This is a genomic window from Flavobacterium sp. ABG (assembly GCF_001027725.1).
Taxonomy (GTDB): Bacteria; Bacteroidota; Bacteroidia; order Flavobacteriales; family Flavobacteriaceae; genus Flavobacterium; species Flavobacterium cupriresistens.
In genome coordinates this window covers 20127-41898 of the sequence record NZ_LEKS01000010.1, presented here as the reverse complement: position 1 = coordinate 41898, position 21772 = coordinate 20127, and the positions used below count along the sequence as shown (strand labels likewise).

The 21772-nt window shown below is 36.1% G+C and carries 20 protein-coding genes; 9 read left to right on the top strand and 11 right to left on the bottom strand.

Going from position 1 to position 21772, the window contains the following annotated elements; all coding sequences use genetic code 11:
* Positions 1-52 precede the first annotated feature (52 nt).
* Complete coding sequence (locus tag AB674_RS12005; RefSeq protein WP_047776879.1) at positions 53-2113, bottom strand: M13 family metallopeptidase; 2061 nt, start codon at positions 2111-2113, stop codon at positions 53-55.
* A 201-nt stretch (positions 2114-2314) separates the two neighbouring features.
* Between AB674_RS12005 and AB674_RS12000 the strand changes: the two genes are divergently transcribed.
* The 5 genes from AB674_RS12000 to AB674_RS22570 all read left to right on the top strand — a co-directional run bounded on the left by AB674_RS12000 (position 2315) and on the right by AB674_RS22570 (position 6563).
* Positions 2315-3238: a DMT family transporter gene (locus AB674_RS12000; RefSeq protein ID WP_047776878.1), complete on the top strand. Its 924-nt coding sequence runs from the start codon at positions 2315-2317 to the stop codon at positions 3236-3238.
* 87 nt (positions 3239-3325) lie between these two features.
* Positions 3326-3991, top strand: coding sequence for an SCO family protein (locus tag AB674_RS11995; RefSeq protein WP_047776876.1), 666 nt, complete (start codon positions 3326-3328; stop codon positions 3989-3991).
* Between the two features lie 104 nt (positions 3992-4095).
* Complete coding sequence (locus tag AB674_RS11990; RefSeq protein WP_047776875.1) at positions 4096-4335, top strand: ferrous iron transport protein A; 240 nt, start codon at positions 4096-4098, stop codon at positions 4333-4335.
* A complete protein-coding gene (feoB, locus tag AB674_RS11985; RefSeq protein ID WP_047776874.1) occupies positions 4335-6434 on the top strand; it encodes a ferrous iron transport protein B in 2100 nt (699 codons plus the stop codon). The genes AB674_RS11990 and feoB overlap by 1 nt, the downstream gene beginning before the upstream one ends.
* A gap of 6 nt (positions 6435-6440) precedes the next feature.
* A complete protein-coding gene (locus tag AB674_RS22570) occupies positions 6441-6563 on the top strand; it encodes a FeoB-associated Cys-rich membrane protein (RefSeq protein WP_117610320.1) in 123 nt (40 codons plus the stop codon).
* A gap of 444 nt (positions 6564-7007) precedes the next feature.
* On the opposite strand, the gene AB674_RS11980 is transcribed toward AB674_RS22570, so the two are convergent.
* The 3 genes from AB674_RS11980 to AB674_RS11970 all read right to left on the bottom strand — a co-directional run bounded on the left by AB674_RS11980 (position 7008) and on the right by AB674_RS11970 (position 9701).
* A complete protein-coding gene (locus AB674_RS11980) occupies positions 7008-7661 on the bottom strand; it encodes an HD domain-containing protein (protein ID WP_047776873.1) in 654 nt (217 codons plus the stop codon).
* Between the two features lie 254 nt (positions 7662-7915).
* Positions 7916-8908 carry an acyl-ACP desaturase gene (locus AB674_RS11975; RefSeq protein WP_047776872.1) on the bottom strand — a complete coding sequence of 331 codons (993 nt, stop codon included), beginning with the start codon at positions 8906-8908 and terminating at the stop codon, positions 7916-7918.
* Positions 8909-8960: 52 nt separating this feature from the next.
* Entirely contained in the window at positions 8961-9701 is a 741-nt protein-coding gene (locus AB674_RS11970) for a lysophospholipid acyltransferase family protein (protein WP_047776871.1), read from the bottom strand.
* 127 nt (positions 9702-9828) lie between these two features.
* Between AB674_RS11970 and rnpA the strand changes: the two genes are divergently transcribed.
* From rnpA to AB674_RS11950, 4 genes are all read left to right on the top strand, one after another.
* Positions 9829-10233, top strand: a complete 405-nt coding sequence (gene rnpA / locus AB674_RS11965) for a ribonuclease P protein component (protein ID WP_047776870.1) — start codon at positions 9829-9831, stop codon at positions 10231-10233.
* Positions 10234-10313: 80 nt separating this feature from the next.
* A complete protein-coding gene (locus tag AB674_RS11960; protein ID WP_047776869.1) occupies positions 10314-11138 on the top strand; it encodes a DUF4349 domain-containing protein in 825 nt (274 codons plus the stop codon).
* A 2-nt stretch (positions 11139-11140) separates the two neighbouring features.
* On the top strand, positions 11141-12778 hold the full coding sequence (locus tag AB674_RS11955; protein ID WP_047776868.1) for a S41 family peptidase: 1638 nt from the start codon (positions 11141-11143) through the stop codon (positions 12776-12778).
* Between the two features lie 3 nt (positions 12779-12781).
* Complete coding sequence (locus AB674_RS11950; RefSeq protein WP_047776867.1) at positions 12782-13588, top strand: OmpA family protein; 807 nt, start codon at positions 12782-12784, stop codon at positions 13586-13588.
* Positions 13589-13595: 7 nt separating this feature from the next.
* Here AB674_RS11950 and AB674_RS11945 read toward each other — a convergent pair whose 3' ends face one another.
* The 7 genes from AB674_RS11945 to AB674_RS11915 all read right to left on the bottom strand — a co-directional run bounded on the left by AB674_RS11945 (position 13596) and on the right by AB674_RS11915 (position 21740).
* Positions 13596-14042 (bottom strand): GNAT family N-acetyltransferase, encoded by a 447-nt coding sequence (locus AB674_RS11945; protein WP_047777095.1) that lies wholly within the window; start codon positions 14040-14042, stop codon positions 13596-13598.
* 637 nt (positions 14043-14679) lie between these two features.
* Positions 14680-15228 carry a hypothetical protein gene (locus tag AB674_RS11940; RefSeq protein ID WP_047776866.1) on the bottom strand — a complete coding sequence of 183 codons (549 nt, stop codon included), beginning with the start codon at positions 15226-15228 and terminating at the stop codon, positions 14680-14682.
* A 418-nt stretch (positions 15229-15646) separates the two neighbouring features.
* Complete coding sequence (locus AB674_RS11935) at positions 15647-16288, bottom strand: DUF1579 domain-containing protein (protein ID WP_047776865.1); 642 nt, start codon at positions 16286-16288, stop codon at positions 15647-15649.
* A gap of 49 nt (positions 16289-16337) precedes the next feature.
* Positions 16338-17309, bottom strand: coding sequence for a DUF4837 family protein (locus AB674_RS11930; RefSeq protein ID WP_047776863.1), 972 nt, complete (start codon positions 17307-17309; stop codon positions 16338-16340).
* Positions 17310-17355: 46 nt separating this feature from the next.
* The gene (locus AB674_RS11925) at positions 17356-19200 is read right to left on the bottom strand and encodes a lytic transglycosylase domain-containing protein (RefSeq protein WP_047776862.1); all 1845 of its coding nucleotides are present in this window, start codon (positions 19198-19200) and stop codon (positions 17356-17358) included.
* 109 nt (positions 19201-19309) lie between these two features.
* A complete protein-coding gene (locus AB674_RS11920; RefSeq protein ID WP_047776860.1) occupies positions 19310-20497 on the bottom strand; it encodes a phosphoglycerate kinase in 1188 nt (395 codons plus the stop codon).
* Between the two features lie 247 nt (positions 20498-20744).
* Positions 20745-21740 carry a type IX secretion system membrane protein PorP/SprF gene (locus AB674_RS11915; RefSeq protein ID WP_047777093.1) on the bottom strand — a complete coding sequence of 332 codons (996 nt, stop codon included), beginning with the start codon at positions 21738-21740 and terminating at the stop codon, positions 20745-20747.
* Between the last annotated feature and the right edge of the window lie 32 nt (positions 21741-21772).

Below are 21772 nucleotides of genomic sequence, written 5' to 3'. Positions count from 1 at the left end.
AAAAAAACCGTCTCTTGTTAGGGAGACGGTTTGTTTATTTTATAGTTTCTGATTACCAGATTTTAACTCGTTTGTCCGGGTCAACATACATTTTATCCCCTTTCTTAATTCCGAAAGCATCATAAAAAGCATCTACATTCTGAATTGGCACATACGCTCTGTACATTCCAGGAGAGTGCGGATCTGTTTTCACCTGACTTTTGATTGCTTCGTCTCTTGATTTTGTTCTCCAAACCGTAGCCCAAGAAATAAAGAAACGTTGCTCCGGTGTAAATCCATCAATTAAACCAGGATTTCCGTTTGCTTTTAAATACAATTGTAGTCCATCGTAAGCAGCGTTTATTCCACCTAAATCACCAATATTCTCCCCTAAAGTAAATTTACCATCTACGTGAATTCCAGGTAACGGCTCTAAAGCACTGTATTGTGCTGCAAGTGCCCCACCAAGTGCTGTAAATTGTTTCAAGTCATCAGCAGTCCACCAGTCAACTAAATTTCCGTCAGCGTTGTAACGAGCACCTGAATCATCAAATCCGTGTGAAATTTCGTGACCAATTACCGCTCCGATTCCACCATAATTTACCGCTTCATCAGCTTGGTAGTTGTAAAATGGAGGTTGTAGGATAGCTGCAGGGAAAACAATTTCGTTATAAGAAGGATTAAAATAAGCATTTACCGTTTGTGGAGACATTCCCCATTCTGTTTTGTCAACCGGTTTGCCCAATTTAGCTAAATCTTCTTTGAAATCCCATTTAGAGAACGTTTGCATGTTAGAGAAATACGTTCCTCCTTCAGCAACATTTTTGATTGTCAAAGCAGAATAATCTTTCCATTTGTCCGGATAACCAATTTTAACGGTAAGTTTCTTCAACTTTTCAATTGCTTTTACTTTTGTCTCAGCCGACATCCATGCCAAAGCATTGATTCTGTTTTCGTATGCCAAAATCACATTTTGGATCATTTTCTGCGCTTTCACTTTTGCTTCAGCAGGAAATAATTTTTCAACATATAATTTCCCTAACGCTTCTCCAACAGTATTATTAACTACCTGCAAAGCTCTTTCTTCACGCGGACGTTGTTTTAACGTTCCGGTTAATGTTTTTCCGTAGAAATCAAAATTAGCATTTTCGATATCAGTCGATAACAAAGAAGCTGATCCGTTAAGAACAGACCATTTTAGGTATTCTTTCCACTCTTCTACTTTTTTTGCTGTAAAAATCTTTTCCAGATCGGCCATGTAACGCGGTTGAGTTACAATAACAGTATCAACTTTTGCCATTCCGATTCCGGCAAAATATTTATCCCATTGAATAGAAGGAACTGTCTTTTTTAAATCAGCAACAGCAGTTGGGTTGTATTGTTTTCTACGGTCTCTGCGTTCTACACGATCTAATCTTGGTGCAGACATAGCGGTTTCTAAAGCTAAAATCTGAGCTGCACTTTGTTTTGCTTTTGCAGGAGACTCGCCAATAAACTGCATCATTCTGGCAATGTGAAGTTCATATTTAGCACGTTTTTCTTTAGAATCTTTATCATCAGCATTGTAGTAATCTTTATCCGATAAACCTAAACGTCCTGGACCCATACTCACCGAATTCACATTACTGTTTTTCGCATCAGCACTAACTCCAACTCCAAAAAAACCAACACCACCCTGAGGTTCCATTTCGATAAGGAAATTTTGTAAATCCGCTACGTTTTTAATAGCATCAATTTTCTTTAAAATAGGCTCAATCGGTTTTATACCTTGTTTGTTTCTTCCAACAGTATCTAAAATAGAATTGTATAAAGCAATTGCCTTACCTTGATCTGTGTTTGATTTGTACTTTGGATCTTTCGAAGCTTCTTTTAATATAGCAAGCGAATTATCATCCGTTCTTTGTCTCAATTCGTTAAAACTTCCCCATGAATTTCTGTCACTAGGAATTTCCGTTTTGTCTAACCAACTTCCGTTTACGTAGCGAAAAAAATCTTCACTTGGACTAATTTTGGTATTCATGTACGAAACATTGATACCCGGTTCCTTTGGTTTTGCATCCTGAGCCTGCGCAGCTAAAAATGTAAACATTGCAGAAACAACACAAAACATAGGCTTGTTTAGCTGTTTAATCATTATAATTTATTATTTAAGGTTTAACACAAACATATTGTTATTATTTCAAACTTTATGTTAAAATTGAACAATAATCTGCCACAGCTTTTTTAATGCAAATATTTCATCACAATAAGCTAAAAATTTCATGAATATATATTCCCTTTTTAACCGCTATTTGAAATTGTTTTTGGAATATTTGCCAAACCAATTCAAACAAAAGTGAAAGCAAGAATACAAGCCGCATTATCCGGTAGAGTTGAAGCTATCGGACTACCAATTCTCGCCTTATGTTGGGTAAGTTTCTTTTGGGGAACTACTTGGCTGGCCTCAAAAGAAGGTGTAAAACATATGCCTGCTTTACAACTGGCAACCATTCGTCAGTTTTTAGGAGGGATACTCTATGTTGGTTATTTCTTATATAAAAAAGAACCTTGGCCCAAAGGCAAACAATGGACAACGATTTTGATCCTAGCCATCTTAAATTTTGTTTGCAGTAACGGTTTAAGCACCTGGGGCGTAAAATACATAAGCAGCGGACTTGGCGCCATCATTGGTGCGATCTTCCCGATCTGGATTGTTGTTATTTGTTTTTTTAAAGGGGAGCGAATAGCAAAACTGGCCGTAACAGGACTTTTAATTTGTTTTGGAGGAATCTGTATTATTTTTATGGATCATTTGGGTGATTTTCTGCGACCGGATTTTCAATTTGGAATCTTCCTGTCTGTTGCATCGACCATTACGTGGGCTTTCGGGATTTTACATACCAAGAAAAAAGCAGCCAGTTTTAATCCGTATTTTAGTTTGGGATTACAAATGCTGATTTCAAGTTTTATCCTTTTGAGTGTAACAGAGCTTTCCGGAATTAATATCCCTTACAGTCAAATACCAACAACTTCCTGGTGGGCGATTGCCTATTTGGTAATCATTGGTTCTGTATTAACTTTTATTGCTTTTATATATTCTCTGCAACATCTTCCAACTGAAGTTAGCAGCATTTATGCGTATATCAATCCGGTTGTAGCTATTTTATTAGGCTCCTTTATTTTTGGGGAAATGCTTACGCAGGCCATTACAATTGGAGTGATCGTAACCTTGATTGGATTGTATCTCGTAAACAAATCGATTAGAAAATTAAAAAAATAATATAAAATAGTACATCGCCAAAGTTAAAAAAACAAGGAATAAGGGTTTTAAAAACTGCTTTTTGTATTTTTGCGCCAAATCAAGTTTATGAAATCCTTACTTTACAAATACCGCAAATTCTTTATCGTATTAACTGTATTTTCTGTTATAACTCTTTCTTTGTTTTATTCTGCTTTAAAACCGCAAAAAACATTACCGATTTACAATCCCGCCGATGTAAATCCGGAAATGGTGGACAGTACGGTTCAATACAAAAGTAAGTACCACACCATTGCCGATTTCTCTTTTGTAAACCAAAACGGAGATACTATCACACAGAAAAACTATGAAGGTAAAGTATATGTAGCCGATTTTTTCTTTACAACTTGTGGTTCTATCTGTCCTAAAATGACAACCAATCTGGCCGATGTTCAAAAGGCCGTTCTTAATAACCCAAAAGTGATGTTATTGTCCCATACTGTATTTCCTGAAGTGGACAGCATTCCTGTTTTAAAAGCGTACGCCATAAAACATGGTGTAGTGGACAGCAAATGGAATTTGGTAACCGGAGACAAAAAAGAGATTTACACCATGGCCAGAAAATCCTATCTGGCAGTAAAATTGGGCAGACCCGATCAACTATACGATATGGTTCATACCGAGAATTTTGTTTTGGTAGATCAAAAACGCCGCGTTAGAGGTTTCTACGACGGAACGAATAAAGAAGACGTAAAACGTCTGATAGAAGACATCAATTTCCTTTGTGAAGAGTAAAATCTCTCAATTTTTAGAAACATTTAGCATTTGTGTAAGCATTAAACGCCATTAAATACAGAATAATTACCTATTTTTGCAATCTAAATTCAATCTAAATAAGCTTGCAAAATACTATCCACACTCTGAAAAAAGGCGAGAAAGCCATTATCAAAGATTTTGATATCGATGTTATTCCTCTCAAATTATTAGAAATGGGTTGCTTGCCGGGCAGCATAGTAGAATTACTTCAGATTGCCCCTTTTGGAGATCCTTTGTACTTGGACATTAATGGTTCTCATGTGGCTATTCGCATAGAAACTGCTCGTGAAATTGAAGTTGAACTTATCAAAACCAATTTGTAATGAGTGTTCAAAATATCAATGTTGCCCTTATTGGGAATCCAAATACAGGAAAAACTTCAGTATTCAATCAACTTACCGGACTAAACCAACACGTTGGGAACTATCCGGGGATTACCGTTGAGAAAAAAATGGGTTTCTGTAAACTCCCTCAAAACATCAAAGCAAACATACTGGATCTTCCGGGAACGTATAGTCTGAACGCAAGTTCTATGGATGAAAGTGTTGTGATTGAGCTTTTGCTTAACAAAAACGACAAATTATATCCCGATGTTGCCATTGTTATTACGGATGTAGAGAATTTAAAACGAAATCTTCTTATTTATACCCAAATAAAAGACCTTGAAATTCCAACGATATTAGTCATCAACATGGCCGATCGCATGGAAACAAAAGGAATTACGCTTGACATTCCGCTACTTGAAGCGCAACTTAAGACTAAAATTGCTTTGGTCAGTTCGCGCAAAGGGCACGGAATCGATGCGTTAAAAGAATTAATTGTTTCGTACAAAACACTCCCAACAGAACCTTGCTTGAATGCATCGGTTATGGATAAAGCTTATTTTGAAAGCTTACAACAGGCATTCCCGAATCAATTGTTATATAAATTGTGGCTGGTTATTACCCAAGATGTAAACTTTTCGAATTTAGATCGACATGAAATTCGCAATACATTTACAAAATCACATTCTGAATTAAAACGTATACAGCAGCAGGAAACCATAAAACGTTATCAATTTATAAATAATGTTTTAAAAGAAGGATTGAAAGTGGATGCCTCAATGGCAAAAGATATCAGAGCCAAATTAGATCGTGTATTGACCCACAAAGTATGGGGATATGCTATTTTTCTTGGGATTTTGTTTCTTATTTTCCAATCTATTTTTTCATGGTCTACGATTCCAATGGATTTTATTGACGGTAGTTTTGCAGCATTAAGTGCTTGGACAGCCGAAACATTACCAAGCGGTATTCTCACAGACTTACTCTCTGAAGGAATAATTCCGGGAATTGGCGGAGTAATCATTTTTATTCCTCAAATTGCCTTTCTGTTTTTATTCATTTCGATTTTAGAGGAAAGCGGTTATATGAGTCGCGTCGTCTTTTTGATGGATAAAATCATGCGCAGATTTGGGCTTTCAGGAAAAAGTGTGGTGCCATTAATATCGGGAACAGCTTGTGCTATTCCGGCGATCATGGCAACCCGTAATATCGAAAACTGGAAAGAACGTCTCATTACCATTTTAGTAACACCATTTACAACCTGTTCCGCAAGATTACCGGTTTATGCGATTATTATCTCTTTAGTAATACCAAGTAAACGAGTATTCGGAATCCTGAATCTTCAAGGTTTAACGCTAATGCTTCTGTATGTTTTAGGATTTGCGGGTGCGATTATTTCGGCCTATATTTTAAATAAAGTTCTAAAATTAAACACTAAAACGTATTTCGTTGTCGAAATGCCGAGTTATAAATTGCCTCTATTTAAGAATGTTGCCATCAATGTTGTTGAAAAAACCAAAGCGTTTGTTGTAGGTGCAGGTAAAATCATTTTAGCCATATCGGTTATTTTGTGGTTTTTGGCGTCTTACGGACCAGGAAAGAATTTTAACGACGCAGAAGCCATCGTAAAAGAAAGAACCGCTGAAAAGCACTTGAATGAGGTTGAATTTCAAAACGAGGTAAACTCTCAAAAACTAGAGAATTCGTATATCGGATTGATGGGAAGAGCCATCGAACCGGCAATTGCACCATTGGGTTACGATTGGAAAATAGGAATCGCACTAATCAGCTCTTTTGCTGCCCGTGAAGTTTTTGTAGGGACTTTAGCGACGATCTACAGTGTTGGTGACAGTGAAAACGAAGACACTATAAAAAGTAAGATGCAACAGGAAGTCAATCCGCAAACCGGTGAAAAGATCTTTAATTTTGCTTCCGGAATTTCACTCTTGTTATTCTATGCCTTTGCGATGCAGTGTGCCAGTACACTTGCCATCACAAAAAAAGAAACCAATTCGTGGAAATGGCCGGCTATGCAGCTATTCCTTATGAGTGCTTTGGCTTATTTTGCCGCACTAATTGCTTTCCAAATTTTAAAATAAAAAGCCATGGTACAAGAAATTATTGCCTTCGCCGTATTAGGATTCGCCGTTGCCTTTCTGATCAAAAAATTCTTCTGGAAATCTAAGAAGAAGAAAGATTGTGGTGATGACAATTGCGGGTGTGGGTGATTTTTTTCTAAAGGCTCTGAGGTTCTGAGTTGCTAAGATTCTGAGATTTTAAACTTAGCAACTATATTTCCCTTGAGATTTAACTGCAAGCAACGCAAAGTTTGAGCATAACATTACGACTCCTTTTTACTTTTATACCCTATTTTTTCTGCACGCAGATTTAGCAGATTAGGCTGATCTTATTTACCTTTTATAAAAAATGTGTGCAATCTGCTATCCGATCGATAGCGAACTGGCGAAGCAAATATGCCTGCAAAAGAAAATCTTTTCGAGCCTTGGTTAATTTTTTAATTACAAAGTAAAAACACAGTTCGCAAAGTTTTTCCGCAAAGTTCGCTTTTCACTCATGAAGACAGAAAGACGGTCATCGAAACCAAAACTGAAAACTGAGACCGAAAACTGAAAACTGAGACCGAAAACTGAGACTGAGACTGAGACTGCAAACTACTTAACACCCTCCCACTCAGCATAGAACTGCGACAGGAACAACTCCATAAAATGATGTCTTTCGGCGGCGATTTGTTTTCCGGTTTCGGTATTCATTTTGTCTTTTAGGAGTAAAAGCTTTTCGTAGAAATGATTTATTGTGGGTGCATTGTTATTCTTGTACTCCTCTTTGGTCATGTTTGTAATCGGAGCAATTTCGGGATTATACAATGCTCTGTTTTTAAAGCCTCCATAGTTAAAAGCTCTGGCCACTCCAATAGCTCCAATGGCATCTAAACGATCCGCATCCTGGACAATATCTAGCTCTATAGAAGAAAACTTCTTTTCGAAGTTACCGCCTTTGTAAGAGATGTTTTCAATGATTTTTATCACGTGTACAATAAGCTCTTCAGAAACATTTTCTGATTCCAGAAACAAACGAGCAGTCTTTGGTCCAATCGTTTCATCTCCGTTATGAAATTTACTGTCGGCAATATCATGAAGCAAAGCTCCTAATTGCACTACGGTAAGATCACAAGTTGTGTTTTTAGCAATTAAAAGCGCATTTTTATACACGCGCTCGATATGAAACCAATCGTGTCCTCCTTCAGCATCGTTCAATTTTTCTTTTACAAAAACTATCGTTTTGTTTATTAGGTCTGTAATATTCATAACTTTTTTACTGTTAAACGAATTCTATTTATGTTTAGTATCGGTACAAAGATTTACTTGAGCTCCCTTATTTTCATTTAAATCTAAACTGAAATTAACCTTATAAAAAATGTTGATTATCAAAGACTTGTTAGCTTCAACAATCAACATTAATTTATTATTTTTATTAAATGCAACTTAATTGCAATATCAAAAATCAATCAAAATCAGAAATTCAAGCCTCGCCAAAAAATCTAAAATCTTAAGTCTAAGATTTACAATCTAGCCGGTTCTACCCATTTGAAGATATGCGACTCCTGTGGAATAACCAATCTCTCAGAGATTCTTGCCATACGAGCTGGTAATTTCATTAAATAATCACGTGCTTTTTCGGCTTCATCTGTTAAATTAGAAATCTTATCAATTTCCCATTTATCGATTAGTTTTTGCATGATATCTACATAATCGTTTGCTGTGTAAACACCGATACGTTGTGCTGAATCTGAAAATTGCTCAAAAGCAGAACTAATCTTTTGACCTGATTCTCTCAGGAAATGCGCCGGCATAACGATTTTTTGTTTCATCATATATTGAAACGCCAACATCATTTCGCTTGGATCAACCTGGAAAATTCTAGTTACAAATTCGCTATAAGCATGATGATGACGCATTTCGTCACCCGCAATCATTTTACACATTTTAGACAACTTATTGTCACCAAATTTTTTCGCCATTTGAGCTACTCTATTGTGTGAAACATAAGTTGCTAATTCCTGGAAACTGGTGTATACAAAGTTTTTATACGGATCAGATCCCGTTCCAATATCAAAACCATCGTTGATTAAATGCTGTGTGGTCATTTCGATTTCACGCATGTTCACACGTCCTGACAAATACAAGTATTTATTCAATAAATCTCCGTGGCGGTTTTCTTCACCCGTCCATTGACGGATCCATTTTGACCAACCATTTCCACCATTTTCTACCTGATTTATTCCCTCTACATCCATCAACCAGGATTCGTAAGTTGGTAAAGCTTCTTCTGTGATCGTATCACCAACAAGTGTTACCCAGAAATCATATGGCAATTCTTTAGCAATCTCGCGCAACTCTCTTACCTCTTCAAAGAAGTTATCTCCTTCAGAATTAGGCAAAAAATCAGACGGTTGCCAAATTTTTTCCACTGGAATTAAATACTGCTCAACGAAGCTGTCCACGTTTTTTTCCAAAAACTGCATTACTTCTAATCTAATGTTTTTTATAGACATTACTTATTTTAGATTTGGGATTTAAGCTTTAGCATACACTACAAGCAAAAATCTATTTATATTCATTTACTCCTTCTACAACTGCCTTTTCTGTAAGCGCCATTAACTCGGCAAAATCATAATCCTTTACCGCCATCGCTTTATGAGCTGTAAAGGTAAGGTGATTTCCTAAACCAACAGGAAAAAAACCAAAACGTACCATTTTCCATGAATTATTGATACTTATTGGTACCACATAGGCTGATGGTGCATATTTACATAAGATTTTTAATCCACTTTGGGCAAATTCTTTCGGTTTTCCGGTTTTACTTCTTGTGCCTTCGGGGAAAATAACGGCAGATCTCGTGTTTTTTTCAATATATTCAGACAGACCCTTGATTACCGGGATCGCCTGTTTAGGGTCTTTACGGTCAATTAGCACAGATCCTCCATGTCGTAAATTGAATGAGACACTTGGAATTCCACTACCTAACTCTTTCTTACTGACAAATTTACAATGAAATCGTCTAAAGTACCAAATCATTGCCACGATATCGTACATACTTTGGTGATTCGACACAAATATTAAGGGAACTCCGGTAGGAATTATCTCCCTGTTCTCTATTTTATAAGTTGTTCCCGCAAGATTAGTACATCTTAAAAGGAAGAAGTTTAAATAATCAACGCTTTTTTTATGAGCCTGATAACCAAAAACGTTTAGGCAGATCCATTGAATTGGGTGAAAAACAACCAGACACAATCCAAAACATAAATAATAAATTACGGATATGGGATACGAAATTATCTTTTGCATGCTTGAAAAAATTAAAGGCCAAAAGTAATAAATAAATTTTTAGCGCTATTAAAATTAAAAACAATAACCGTATTTCTGGTTTAATTGTACCTTTGCCTGATAATTTTGCAAATTTTTTCTGAACTAAATGAACTTTACCTATCCCAAAAATGAACGCTTAAAAAGCAAAACAACAATTGGTTTACTGTTTTCTGAAGGAAAATCAGTTTCAAAATACCCGTTGCGTTTGGTTTATCATGTTGGAGAAGTGGAAGCTGAAGAAGAAATCAAAGTTGGCGTTTCGGTCTCAAAAAAGTACTTCAAAAAGGCCGTCGACCGCAATTACTTCAAACGTGTTTTAAGGGAAACCTATCGCCTCAACAAACACTTACTTTGGGACAATCTGGAAGGAAACTATTCTTTTATGCTTTTTTACCAAACTAAAGACCGATTGTCTTACGAAGAAATCAATACCAAAACAATCCAGTTGTTTGAAAAATTCCTTCTGCAGCTAAACAAAACGAACGATTCTGAGAATAAAACTGAGTTATAAGATTCGAAAGACAACTTAATTTATCAAATTAGATAAAAAATTCTAAAAAAATTGTAGTTTTAGCTCTAAATTGAAATTTTATGCGATATATCTTCTACGTATTCTTTTTTGTATTGTTTTTAGCGGGTTGTGGAAAGGAACAACAAGATGAAGTTACTAACGACATTAAGATTTCGGCGGTAAAACTTCCTGCCGCAAAAATGGAATCGGATGTAAGTTATGACAAAGAAAGTCCGGCACCAGATGCTATTCCGCAAAAAATAATCCGACAAGCCACTTTGCGATTTGAAACGAGTGATTTAGAAAGCACTTTTGAACAAATCCAAAAAGCGATAAAAGACAACAAAGGAAACGTACAGAATGATACGGAAGAAAAAGGATATAATACAGCATCCAGAAACATAACCGTTCATGTTCCCAGTCAGAATTTTGATGCTTTCCTGCAATCCATTTCAAAAGGAGTTTCATATTTTGATACCAAGCAGATTTCCAGTGAGGATGTAACAACACAATATATCGACCTGGATTCCAGATTAAAAACAAAACGCAAATTAGAAACCCGCTATCTCGAGATCCTTCAAAGAGCCACTAAAATCAGTGAAATATTAGAAATAGAAAAACAGATTTCTGCTATCCGCGAAGAAATTGAAGCAAAAGAAGGGCAATTAAAATACTTAGAAAGTCGTGTTTCGGAAAGCACTTTTTATATTGAGTTTTATAAAACAACAGCCGAAAGAGAAGGCGTTAAGGTTTCCTACGGTTCAAAAATACTAAACGCTATAAAATCCGGTTTTTTCGAATTATCCGGTTTATTTATCTGGATCATAAGTGTCTGGCCGTTTATACTATTATTTGGCGTGTTGGGTTATTACATTAGAAGAAGATTTAAAAGAAAAAAAATATAATCATGTATCCTTATTTCAAAAAGAAGTTTGTCATTCCTGTCGTTGCGGCCGGGTTTTTATTTATCGGAACCAGTTTCAAAGACGATTTTTTCGAAATAGCCAAGCAAATCGAAATTTTCACCACCTTATTCAAAGCGGTGAACACCAATTATGTGGACGACACTAATCCGGGAGATTTAATGGATAAAGCCATTAAAAGTATGTTAGGCAGCTTAGATCCGTACACGGTTTATTTTAATGAACAGGATGTTGTCAACTTCAAAATCAACAACACAGGTGAGTATACCGGAATTGGTGCTCTGATTGCCCGAAAAAAAGACCGTCTGATTGTTCGTGAACCTTATAAAAATTATCCAGCTGACAAAGCCGGACTAAAAGCGGGAGATGAAATTATCCAGATTGGGGATGTCTTAATTGCCGATTTTCAAGATGATGCTTCGCAATTATTAAAAGGAGCAAAAAACACTAAAATCACCATAAAATACCTGCGTCAGGGAAAACCATTTACAACAGAATTGGTTTTAGACGAGGTAGATATTAAATCGGTACCTTTTTACGGAAAAATTGATGATAAAACCGGTTATATTGTTTTGGCCCATTTTAGCAGAAAAGCTGCGGCGGAAGTCAAAGAGGCTTTAGAAAAATTAAAAGCGGACGGTGCCAAACAAATTGTACTTGATCTACGCGGAAATCCCGGAGGTTTGCTAAACGAAGCCATCGATATTTGTAATTTGTTTGTTCCAAAGAATGAGGTTATTGTGACCACAAAATCACGAATTGAAAAACACAACAACATTTACAAAACACAACGTGAACCTGTAGATACAGAGATTCCTTTAGCCATCTTGGTAAACGGAAGAAGTGCATCGGCATCAGAAATTGTCTCAGGAGCTTTGCAGGATTTAGATCGTGCTGTAATTCTGGGAAGTCGCAGTTTTGGAAAAGGTCTGGTACAACGTTCTGTTGATCTGACTTACGGAACACAGCTAAAAGTGACTATTTCACGTTATTACACGCCTTCCGGTCGTTGCATACAGGCTTTGGATTATGCGCATAAAGACAAAAATGGTGTGGCACAAAAAACGGATTCCAAAAACTTTACTGCTTTTAAAACCCGAAAAGGCAGAACCGTATATGATGGTGGTGGCGTTTTACCGGATATTGAATTAGACGAGGCCAAAATGAGTCCGATCACCACTGCGTTATTAAAAAACGACGGTATCTTTGACTATGCTACAACTTACTACTATAAAAATCCGAATCTGGGTGATAAAATCCCTGTTGTAACCGATGCTGATTACACTGGTTTTAAACAGTATTTAAAAACTAACAAAATTACTTTTGACACAGAAACAGAAGTGGCTTTGAAAAACACTTTGGCTGCAGCCAAAAACGAAAAAATAGACGAAACAATTGCGCCTGAATACCAACAATTATTAAACGCCCTTGAGAAAAGCGAAACTACTTTGCTAGATAAAAACCAGAAAGAAATTAAAAACCTGATTCAGGAGGAACTTATCAAAAGGTACCAATATCAGGAAGGTTTGTATCAATTTTACATTAAAAACAATTCAGAAATTAAAAAGGCCGTAAACGTTTTAAACAATCAGACTGAATATAAAACGATTTTAAAAATGTAAAAAATGAAATTTTGTAAAACACTGTTTCTTTTCTTTATTTTCATCCACCTGTCAGCTCAAAAGAAACCCGTTGAAACGGTTTACTTTGATTTTGACAAATATGATCTTACAGAAAGACAAACAGACGTTATTACAAAATTTATAAAAACCATTGACACTTCAAAAATCGAATCGGTACAGATCTATGGGTATTGTGACGATCGCGGAAATGATGAATACAATTTTCGATTGTCTAATAATCGTGTAAATACCATTCAGAAATTATTAATAGAAAATGGTTTTAACCAAAGTAAAATAATTATCCTTGAAGGAAAAGGCCGGGTGATCATCAAACCCGATACGGTAGAAAACCTGCACGAAACGCGCTCGCAAAACCGCCGTGTCGATTTGATCGCCGTAAAAAAGAACTCGTTCGGAAAAGGTATTCATACTTCGTTTAAAAACCGCTTAAAAGTGGGCGATAAAATCTATCTTGACAATATTCTCTTTGATTTAGGAAGTTCTAAACTCACGAATAACTCCAAAAAAGAATTAGACAAAATCGCCAAAATTCTTGAGCAAAAGAAAACACTTGAGTTCGAAATTCGAGGACATGTCTGTTGCACGCCTGAAATTTATAGCGACGGAATTGACAAAGTTACTAAGGAAAGGAGACTTTCCTGGAACCGGGCCAAAACCGTTTTTATCTATTTGATGGGTCGAAAAATATCCAAGAGCCGCATGACGTATCAAGGTTGTGGCAATAAATATCCGCTTGGCAAAGGAGACAACTTAGACCGACGCGTGGAGTTTGTGATTACCAAAGTTTGATTTTAACTTAAGTCCGTTGCATTTCAATATGCGGGATATCGTCTTCCAGATACATTTCACTAGTTGGAACAAAACCGTGACTTTCGTAGAATTTCTTTAGATACAACTGCGCTCCGATTGTAATTTTATCGGTACCAAAATTGACTTTTATGCCTGCAATGGCCTCGCGCATTAAATCGTGTCCCCATTTCTTATCTCTATAATTGGCATCGACCACCACTCTGCCGATTGACGCATAGTCAAAACTAATTCCGGCATCAAATAATCGCGAATAAGCGACTACTTTTCCATCGTACTCGCCAATTAGGTGCAAAGCGAGCTTGTCTTTACCGTCAGGATCTAAATAAACGCAGTTTTGCTCGACTACAAAGATCTCACTCCTTAGTTTGAGCAAATCATATACCTCATGTGCTGTTAATGCCTCAAAGGGCTTTATTTTCCATTTTATTTCCATCTGATTCTGTTTTTGTGCTATTGTAAAAATGGATTCCATCTTTTCTATATTTCAAACATAGAAAAATTATTCTTTAGAGTTGTGTTAAAGAACTAAATTAATTTTACAGACTTAATGGGTCGCTTAACTGTTAAATGATATCAAGTCCAAAACCTATGGAGCAGTAACAAAAATCAATATTAAATTTAGTTTGTCTACTCCCCCTAATTTAAACAATATCCTTAATTTGTCCTTTCGACCAAGGAGAATCGAGCGAAAGCGTATAGACGAAGTAAATCGCATAAGAAATTCCGTAAAGAAAAGCGCCAATCTTTGTCGAATATTGGATGTGATTTCCCCTTCGTCGAAAGGTCAGCGCCATAAAGGAGCCTTATTAGTTCAATGATAAAAGCGGAATACGATCATTAAAGAATCAAAATGTATGGCTTGCAAAGTTTTTTTGCACGCAGATTTTGCAGATTTTGCGGATTGTTTTATTAGGGAGGCTGACAAACCGAACGACACTCAATAGGCGAAGCTCATCTGCTTGAAAATGTTAATTCCAAATTGCTTGAATTAATATCTGAAGGTGTAGATAAAGTTCATATCCTTGAATAGCCCTGCGAAAGGATTTACCAGGTTTGAACTATAGTTGCCCTTATACCAACAGGCTGTTAAACGAGCATGCTAATGCAATTATGATTAATAAAATACCAGCAATTAAAAAAAAGCAGGAAGCAAACAACAGCCACTTACAATAACGCAAATCTTTCTCAAAGCTTATTTCTTCACTATTTATAACTTCCTTAAGTCGAATGAGTTCTGGTCTGTTGTTTATTACTTTCTTTTCCATTTCTGACAATTTTTGTCGCAAGCGAAAGCCTCTTATGAAATGAGTCATACAATCAGTCGAAAAATAGCGGTGACTTAACGCTACCAGCGCTGTTGCTATCAATGTTATTGCGCCAAGAAACAGCAGCATTTTATTTTCGGAAAATGGATCGATAAATATATTTTTCTTTCCATCATCTGTAACTTTAAATAGTACATTGGTAATTAAAAATCCATATATCGTTAAACCAAGTAATGAAAGCCTCAATATTTCTGAGGAAAAACTTTGATACTTCTCTAAAATTATAAAATCAACTTTATAGTTATCCTCGCTAATTGGGATGTTGCTTAGATATTTACTTCGAAGTGTTCTCATAGGTTAAACGTTAGGTAGTTACATGTAACTTCAAATGTACGAAACTCTTACAAAGTGTGGTAAAAATATCTTAAAACTGATTTAACCGCAAGGGGCGCAAAGAGGTTACGCAATGTTCGCTAAGTTTTTTTTACCCGTATGTCAGGCTGAGCGAAGTCGAAGCCCCCCTTTTTATTTAACTAGCCTTCGACTTCGCTCAGGGTGACAATAGTATGAAGCAGAAATTGATCGTTATTTTGTAAAAACTTGTTTTTAACCTTAAGGATCGCAAGGTTTTTTTTGATATGTGGGGCTTTGTAAAAAACGCAAAGTTCGCAAAGCTTGATCTGAAAAACTTTATGCAAGGGCCATAAAGTTTAAAAAAAGTGGCCGTCCCAATAATTTGAGACGGCCACTTTTTTGCCTTGTAGAAATAGGGTTACTGTTTCTTCATCAGGATTTCCATACTCTTGAATTCCTCCCCTTTTTTGACTTCAAACATTTCCATTTTACGGGTTGTGGCGTCTACGAAAGTGTATAATTCTCTGTACGGTGTTTTTTTGCCGTTTAATGGGTTTATCATGTCGCCTTTAAATTCTATACTTTTACTTTTTTCATCGTACTTGCCTATGGCTACCAACATACCGGTTCCCATATTATCAATAAAAGTAGTGGTGTATTCTTTACTGGCATTATTGTAGGCTAAGGTGCTTTTACCCTCAAAGGATTGTCCCATCATCATTCCTTTGTAACTGGATTCCTGATAACGACCGCCAAGTATCATTTTAATGACTGCTGTAGAACTGGCTTTTTGAGGTTTGCCGTTCGGTTCCATCCAAAAAGTCATGTCACACTTCCAGGTACCATTTTCGTCAGCCATCATTTTGTGCGGAGTTCCAGGGGTTCCATAAGCAATCCATGCTTTTTCTTGTGCCGCAGAATCGAGAGGTCGTTCTGCAATTGCTTCTTCTGTTTTTATACTGTCCGCAACTTTAGCATTATCGGCTTCGGTTTTCCCATCCTTTTTACAAGAAGAAAAACAAAATACGGACATCGATACTATCACATAAATTTTTTTCATAATTATCTCATTTAAAGTTTATTAAACAAAAGTAACGAAAAAACAGAAGCTATCTTTTATCTACTTTAACTGATTTTATGATCGCTTCAAGATCCAGCATTAAATCACGTTCTTCGTCCGACGGGGAATAACAGAATCCTTCGATAACCAAAATTCTGTTGTATGCCTCATCAATAATAGCATAATTGATAAACGGTCCGGTCATGAAATCATTTTTTAATTCCCAGGTTCCTTTGGTCTCAAAAGTCTTCTTTCCGTTTAATTCCGTCACTAAAAAATAGGGTGCATAGGCTTCACCCGTTATCATTTGCGTATTGGTTTCCCGCCCTTTTATATATCGGCCAACAGAATCTCTCATTTTAACAATATCCTCTACAACATTAGACCCTCGTTTAAGTTTTTTTAAGGGAACTTGATAAATCAGCAAACTTGTACTGCCACTAATGATCTCCTTTTTTAGCCAGATAAAATTCTTTTTATGCAACATGTATTCGTATCCGCTGGGAATTTGCAAATCGATATGAAATTTATTCTTTATAATAGTCGGATGCAAAAGTGATTTGCTGTTATCTTCCTGAATTTTCTGAATTTCGGCATCGCGGATCATTTTGATCATTTCAGCCGAATTTAATTCGATGCTGCAAATGATGTCATCAACCGATTTTGCATAAATCCGAAAAGTGTTGTGCGGTAAAGAATGGGGATTGTGTTTTATCTCGAACTTATCGATCGTGCCTTTTTTTATGACAATAATACTTCGGCTGTCGGTAACGAAGCCTTCAAGAAGTTTGGCTGGGTATTGATTGATCGTAAACAAAGGTTCTTCTTGTGTAAGACCAAGAACCGGAGAGGCAAATTTATTTCTGACGCTGTCGCCCACTTCGCCATACCACAACTGATCATCGATGATAACAGAAATGGTGTTTGTTTTGCCTGATACAGGCTCAGGATGTTTGTCGTTTTTAAAACAAGAAACGAACAAACACGAAAGTAAAAGCAATAAAAAATGGGTTTTATGCATTTTTTTAATTTATGAAATAAAACCCAAATTTAGTTAAGATTTTTTATTATCCGTTTATTTTAAGTTTCATTCCCGGTTTTAAATCATCATCTTTAATTCCATTCCACTTTTTAATATCTGAAATTGTTACTCCAGGATACTTTTTAGAAATGCTATACAATGAATCTCCCTTTTTAACGTAATAGTCTTTACCTAAGTCTTTTGATGCTGCTTTCTTTTTGAATGAATCAACAGAATTTGAAGCAATTGCTTTCGTTTCTACAGTAACCTCTTCAATAACAGCTGCGTTTTTAGAAACTACCAAAGTTTTTCCTAAAACAATATTATTTGAAGTCAGACTATTTAGTTCTTTTAAGTCAGCAATAGTCGTACCGAATTTTTTAGCAATACTGCCTAAATTATCTCCGCTTGCCACAATATACTCCTGAGACTGCTCCGTTGCTTTTTCTTTATGATCTGCAGCTGCAATAGCTTCTTCATTCGCTTTTCTATCCAAATCCGGAGTTTTCAACTCTTTCGAATTTTTAGCTAGCGGATCATTTGCTTTGATCTTTAACGTTTTACCGTAAGCTACCGTGTTCGTTTTGATATTGTTCCATTTTTTTAATTCCGGAATCGAAACATCATATTTACTTGCAATTGAACCTAGATTGTCTCCTTTACGAACTTTATAAAATTGGATATCTTGTATGTCTTTTTCTACTTTCGCATCGACTTTTACTTTCGCTTTCGCTTTAGGCGCAACCTTCATAGCCAGTTGGGTAGGAAGTCCTTTAAATTCAGAATCGTGTTTTACGTATGCGTAAATTTTATCCTCATTTGAAACAAAAGTTGCTACTTTATCTTTTGGTAAACGCAGATAATGCGCTTCGTTTTGATAAAACGGTACTATATTTAATTTGTATGAAGGATTTAAAAGTTGAATCTGTGCTTGTGGCATATCTAACAAATCAGCTATTTGTTTGAATGACATTTGCGACTTAACCTGAACCGTATCGGTCTCGAAGTTTTTTACTACAGCTCTTTGTGGATTAATACCGTGTTCTTTATGGTATTCAAAAAGATACATGGTCGCCAGGAAAGCAGGAACATACCCTTGTGTTTCTTTTGGAAGGTGATTGCGAATGTCCCAGTATTTTGTTTTTCCGCCCGAACGACGAATTGCTTTGGTCACATTTCCGGGTCCTGAGTTGTAAGATGCTAAAACAAGTTCCCAATTGCCAAAGATGTTAAACATCTTGGTCATGTATTCTGAACAGGCTGCAGTTGCTTTTAGAGGATCACTGCGTTCGTCAATATAGGAATCGATTTTAAGCGCGTATTGCTTTCCGGTTCCGTACATGAATTGCCAAATTCCTGTGGCGCCCATTTTAGAAACTGCTTTAGGGTTTAAAGCAGATTCTACAACGGCTAAATATTTAATTTCCAAAGGAACATTTTGCTTGGCAAAGGCGTCCTCAAAAATTGGAAAATAGTATTCTGATAAGGACATCAATCGTGAAAACGATTTTTTCCTGTTTTTCAAGAACGATTTTATAATATTCTCAAGTCCTTGATTGTATTCAATTTCAAAAGGCGATTTCCCATTCATGGCCTGCAGTCGCTGCTTGAGCAACTCGGTTGGCAATTCTTCATTGACCGACACATCTGAATTGATGGTTTGAATGTCTTTTGTTAAATCGTCGTATATATCCAGGCTCACTAATTCATTCATCCAGAGACTGTCTACACGTGTAGCCAGTTCATCTTTTTTGAAAGTACTCTTAACCGAATCTAAATACGATATTTTTACTTCAGGCTTAATTGGAGCGTCTGTATTTGCAACATCTTGTGCAAAAGCAGCGATCGAAAAAAAAGCTGAAACCGCTAAGGAAATTTTTTTTACAATCATAGAACATTTATTTCAATAGGCTATAATTCAAAGCATTATAACACCATCATTTTGCAAACTTAAATGGTTTACAGCTGAAAACTATCTAAAAAAATGTTAAAACTACGATTTAATCTAAAATCGCAGCGATTCCCGGAAGTACTTTTCCTTCTAACATTTCAAGCATAGCACCACCACCTGTAGACACATAACTCATTTTATCTTCGAAACCAAATTGCTTCACTGCTGCAACAGAATCACCCCCTCCAACTAAAGAGAAAGCTCCGTTTTCTGTAGCTTCTGCGATATAATCACCAAGGGCAATTGTACCTTTAGCAAAAGATTCCATTTCAAAAACACCTAATGGACCATTCCATAAAATTGTTTTTGACTCTAAAATCACTTTTTTGAAGCTTTCTAAAGATTTAGGACCTGCATCAAGACCTTGCCATCCATCAGGAATTGCTGTAACATCTACTACTTGCGTATTTGCCGTATTAGAGAAATCATCAGCAGCGACAACATCAACAGGAATGTGAACCTGTACCCCTTTTTCTTTAGCTAATCTTAGGATTTCAAGCGCTAATTCTTGTTTATCATCTTCACAAATAGATTTTCCAATTTTACCACCAAGCGCTTTAACGAACGTAAAAGTCATTCCGCCTCCAATGATCATGTGATCTACTTTGTCCAGAATATTTTCGATAACCGTAATTTTAGAGGATACTTTAGATCCGCCTAAGATAGCAGTTACCGGTTTTTCACTGTTTTTAAGTACTTTGTTTAAGCTTTCTATTTCTTTTGCCAATAAGGTTCCAAAACATTTTTCAGTTGGAAAGAATTGGGCAATAATAGTCGTAGAAGCATGCGCTCTGTGTGCTGTTCCGAAGGCATCATTTACATAGATGTCTCCAAGTGACGCTAATTCTTTCGCAAAAGCCACATCTCCAGCTTCTTCTTCTTTATGAAAACGCAAATTTTCCAATAATAGTACTTCTCCCGCTTTAAGATTCTTTGAAGCAGTCTGAGCAACATCTCCAACACAGTTTTCAGCGAACTGAACAGGAACTCCTAAAATTTCAGAAGCGGTCTTTAAAATATGCTTTAATGAGTATTTCTCTTCAACACCATTTGGTCTTCCTAAATGTGACATTAAAATTACACTTCCGCCTTGTGCCAAAATAGCATCAATGGTTGGTTTTGCAGCTTCGATACGCGTAGCATCCGTTACATTAAATTTTTCATCCAGCGGCACATTAAAGTCAACACGGATTATTGCTTTTTTATTTTTAAAATCGAAATTGTTTAAAGTTTTCATTTGATACTTATTTAATATTTTGAAAGAAAAACAAATATAGAACTTTTAAAGTAGTATTAAATTCGAAAAAAACAAAAATAGCGGGTCTATGAAAACGAAAACGTTGTAAATTATGAAAAAAAACAAATTTATATTTAAAAAAGATAAAAATGCTTATTTATATACTAACCGTTAAAACATACTGCAAACTAAAACTCCTGATCTTGTCAGAAAATTAGTTTGCAGTATACCTCAACTGTAAATTTTATTAATCGTGAACCGGACTTTGTGTACAAGGACAGCTACTAATAGATCCTAAGAAATCGAATCCGATAGTGACCATGTGCGTTCCTGAGTTGTAAGCTCCAAGATCATTGAACATCACCTGATACGAATACCCGAAGTAGAACTTAGATTTCATAAATCCGGCCATTGGTCCTACTGCCAAAGGTTTTCCAAACTGATCGTTCAGGAATCGATACGAAACCCCAACCCAGTAATAGTCTTCGTAACGGTTGTAATGTCTGTACTTGAAGTTAAAATCGGTACTGGAACGTTTATCATTTGCAAAATACTGGTAGTACACAGATGGTTCGTATTCTATTCGACTGTTTTCTGAATCTCTAAATACATATCCGGTATATACCTGATAATTGGATAACAATCGTGGTTCAAGAGCTCTGCTGGCATCCTTGCCGGTAACACCAAACTTGTCTATATTTTTCTTTAAGAGGTTGTTGGCATTAAAACTAACATAAAAATCTTTGAAACGATATAAGGCACTGACATCAAAGTTATTGTTTGCTGTATATCGGTCATCTGTAACATAGGCATCCAATGGTCTATTGGTCGTACTCTCGAACTCATTAACATCAATTCGGAAAGTATTGAAGTTATATGAAATACCAAATGATAAATATTGTTTAGAATAATAATCTAAGATCAAATGGTGTGCAAAAGAGACTTTAGCACCGGTTTGTCTGGTGTATCCATTTTTATCATTATACATCGAAATACCAACTCCCGAACGATCGAGAATCCTGAAATCTGCATACACAGACTGGTTTTGAGGAGCGTCTTTAACACCAACCCATTGCGTAAGTCCATTGGCCCTAATTCTAAGATTGTCGCCAATACCTGCATAGGCAGGAGAAAGAACAAAAGGGTTGTCGGCAAGATACTGCGTAAATACCGGTAGGTTTAACTCCTGGCTGTAACTTGTCGTTACAGCCATAAGTACTAAGGATAAAATTAATTTTTTCATTGTAATAATTTTTTTAGATAACATCATAGGGG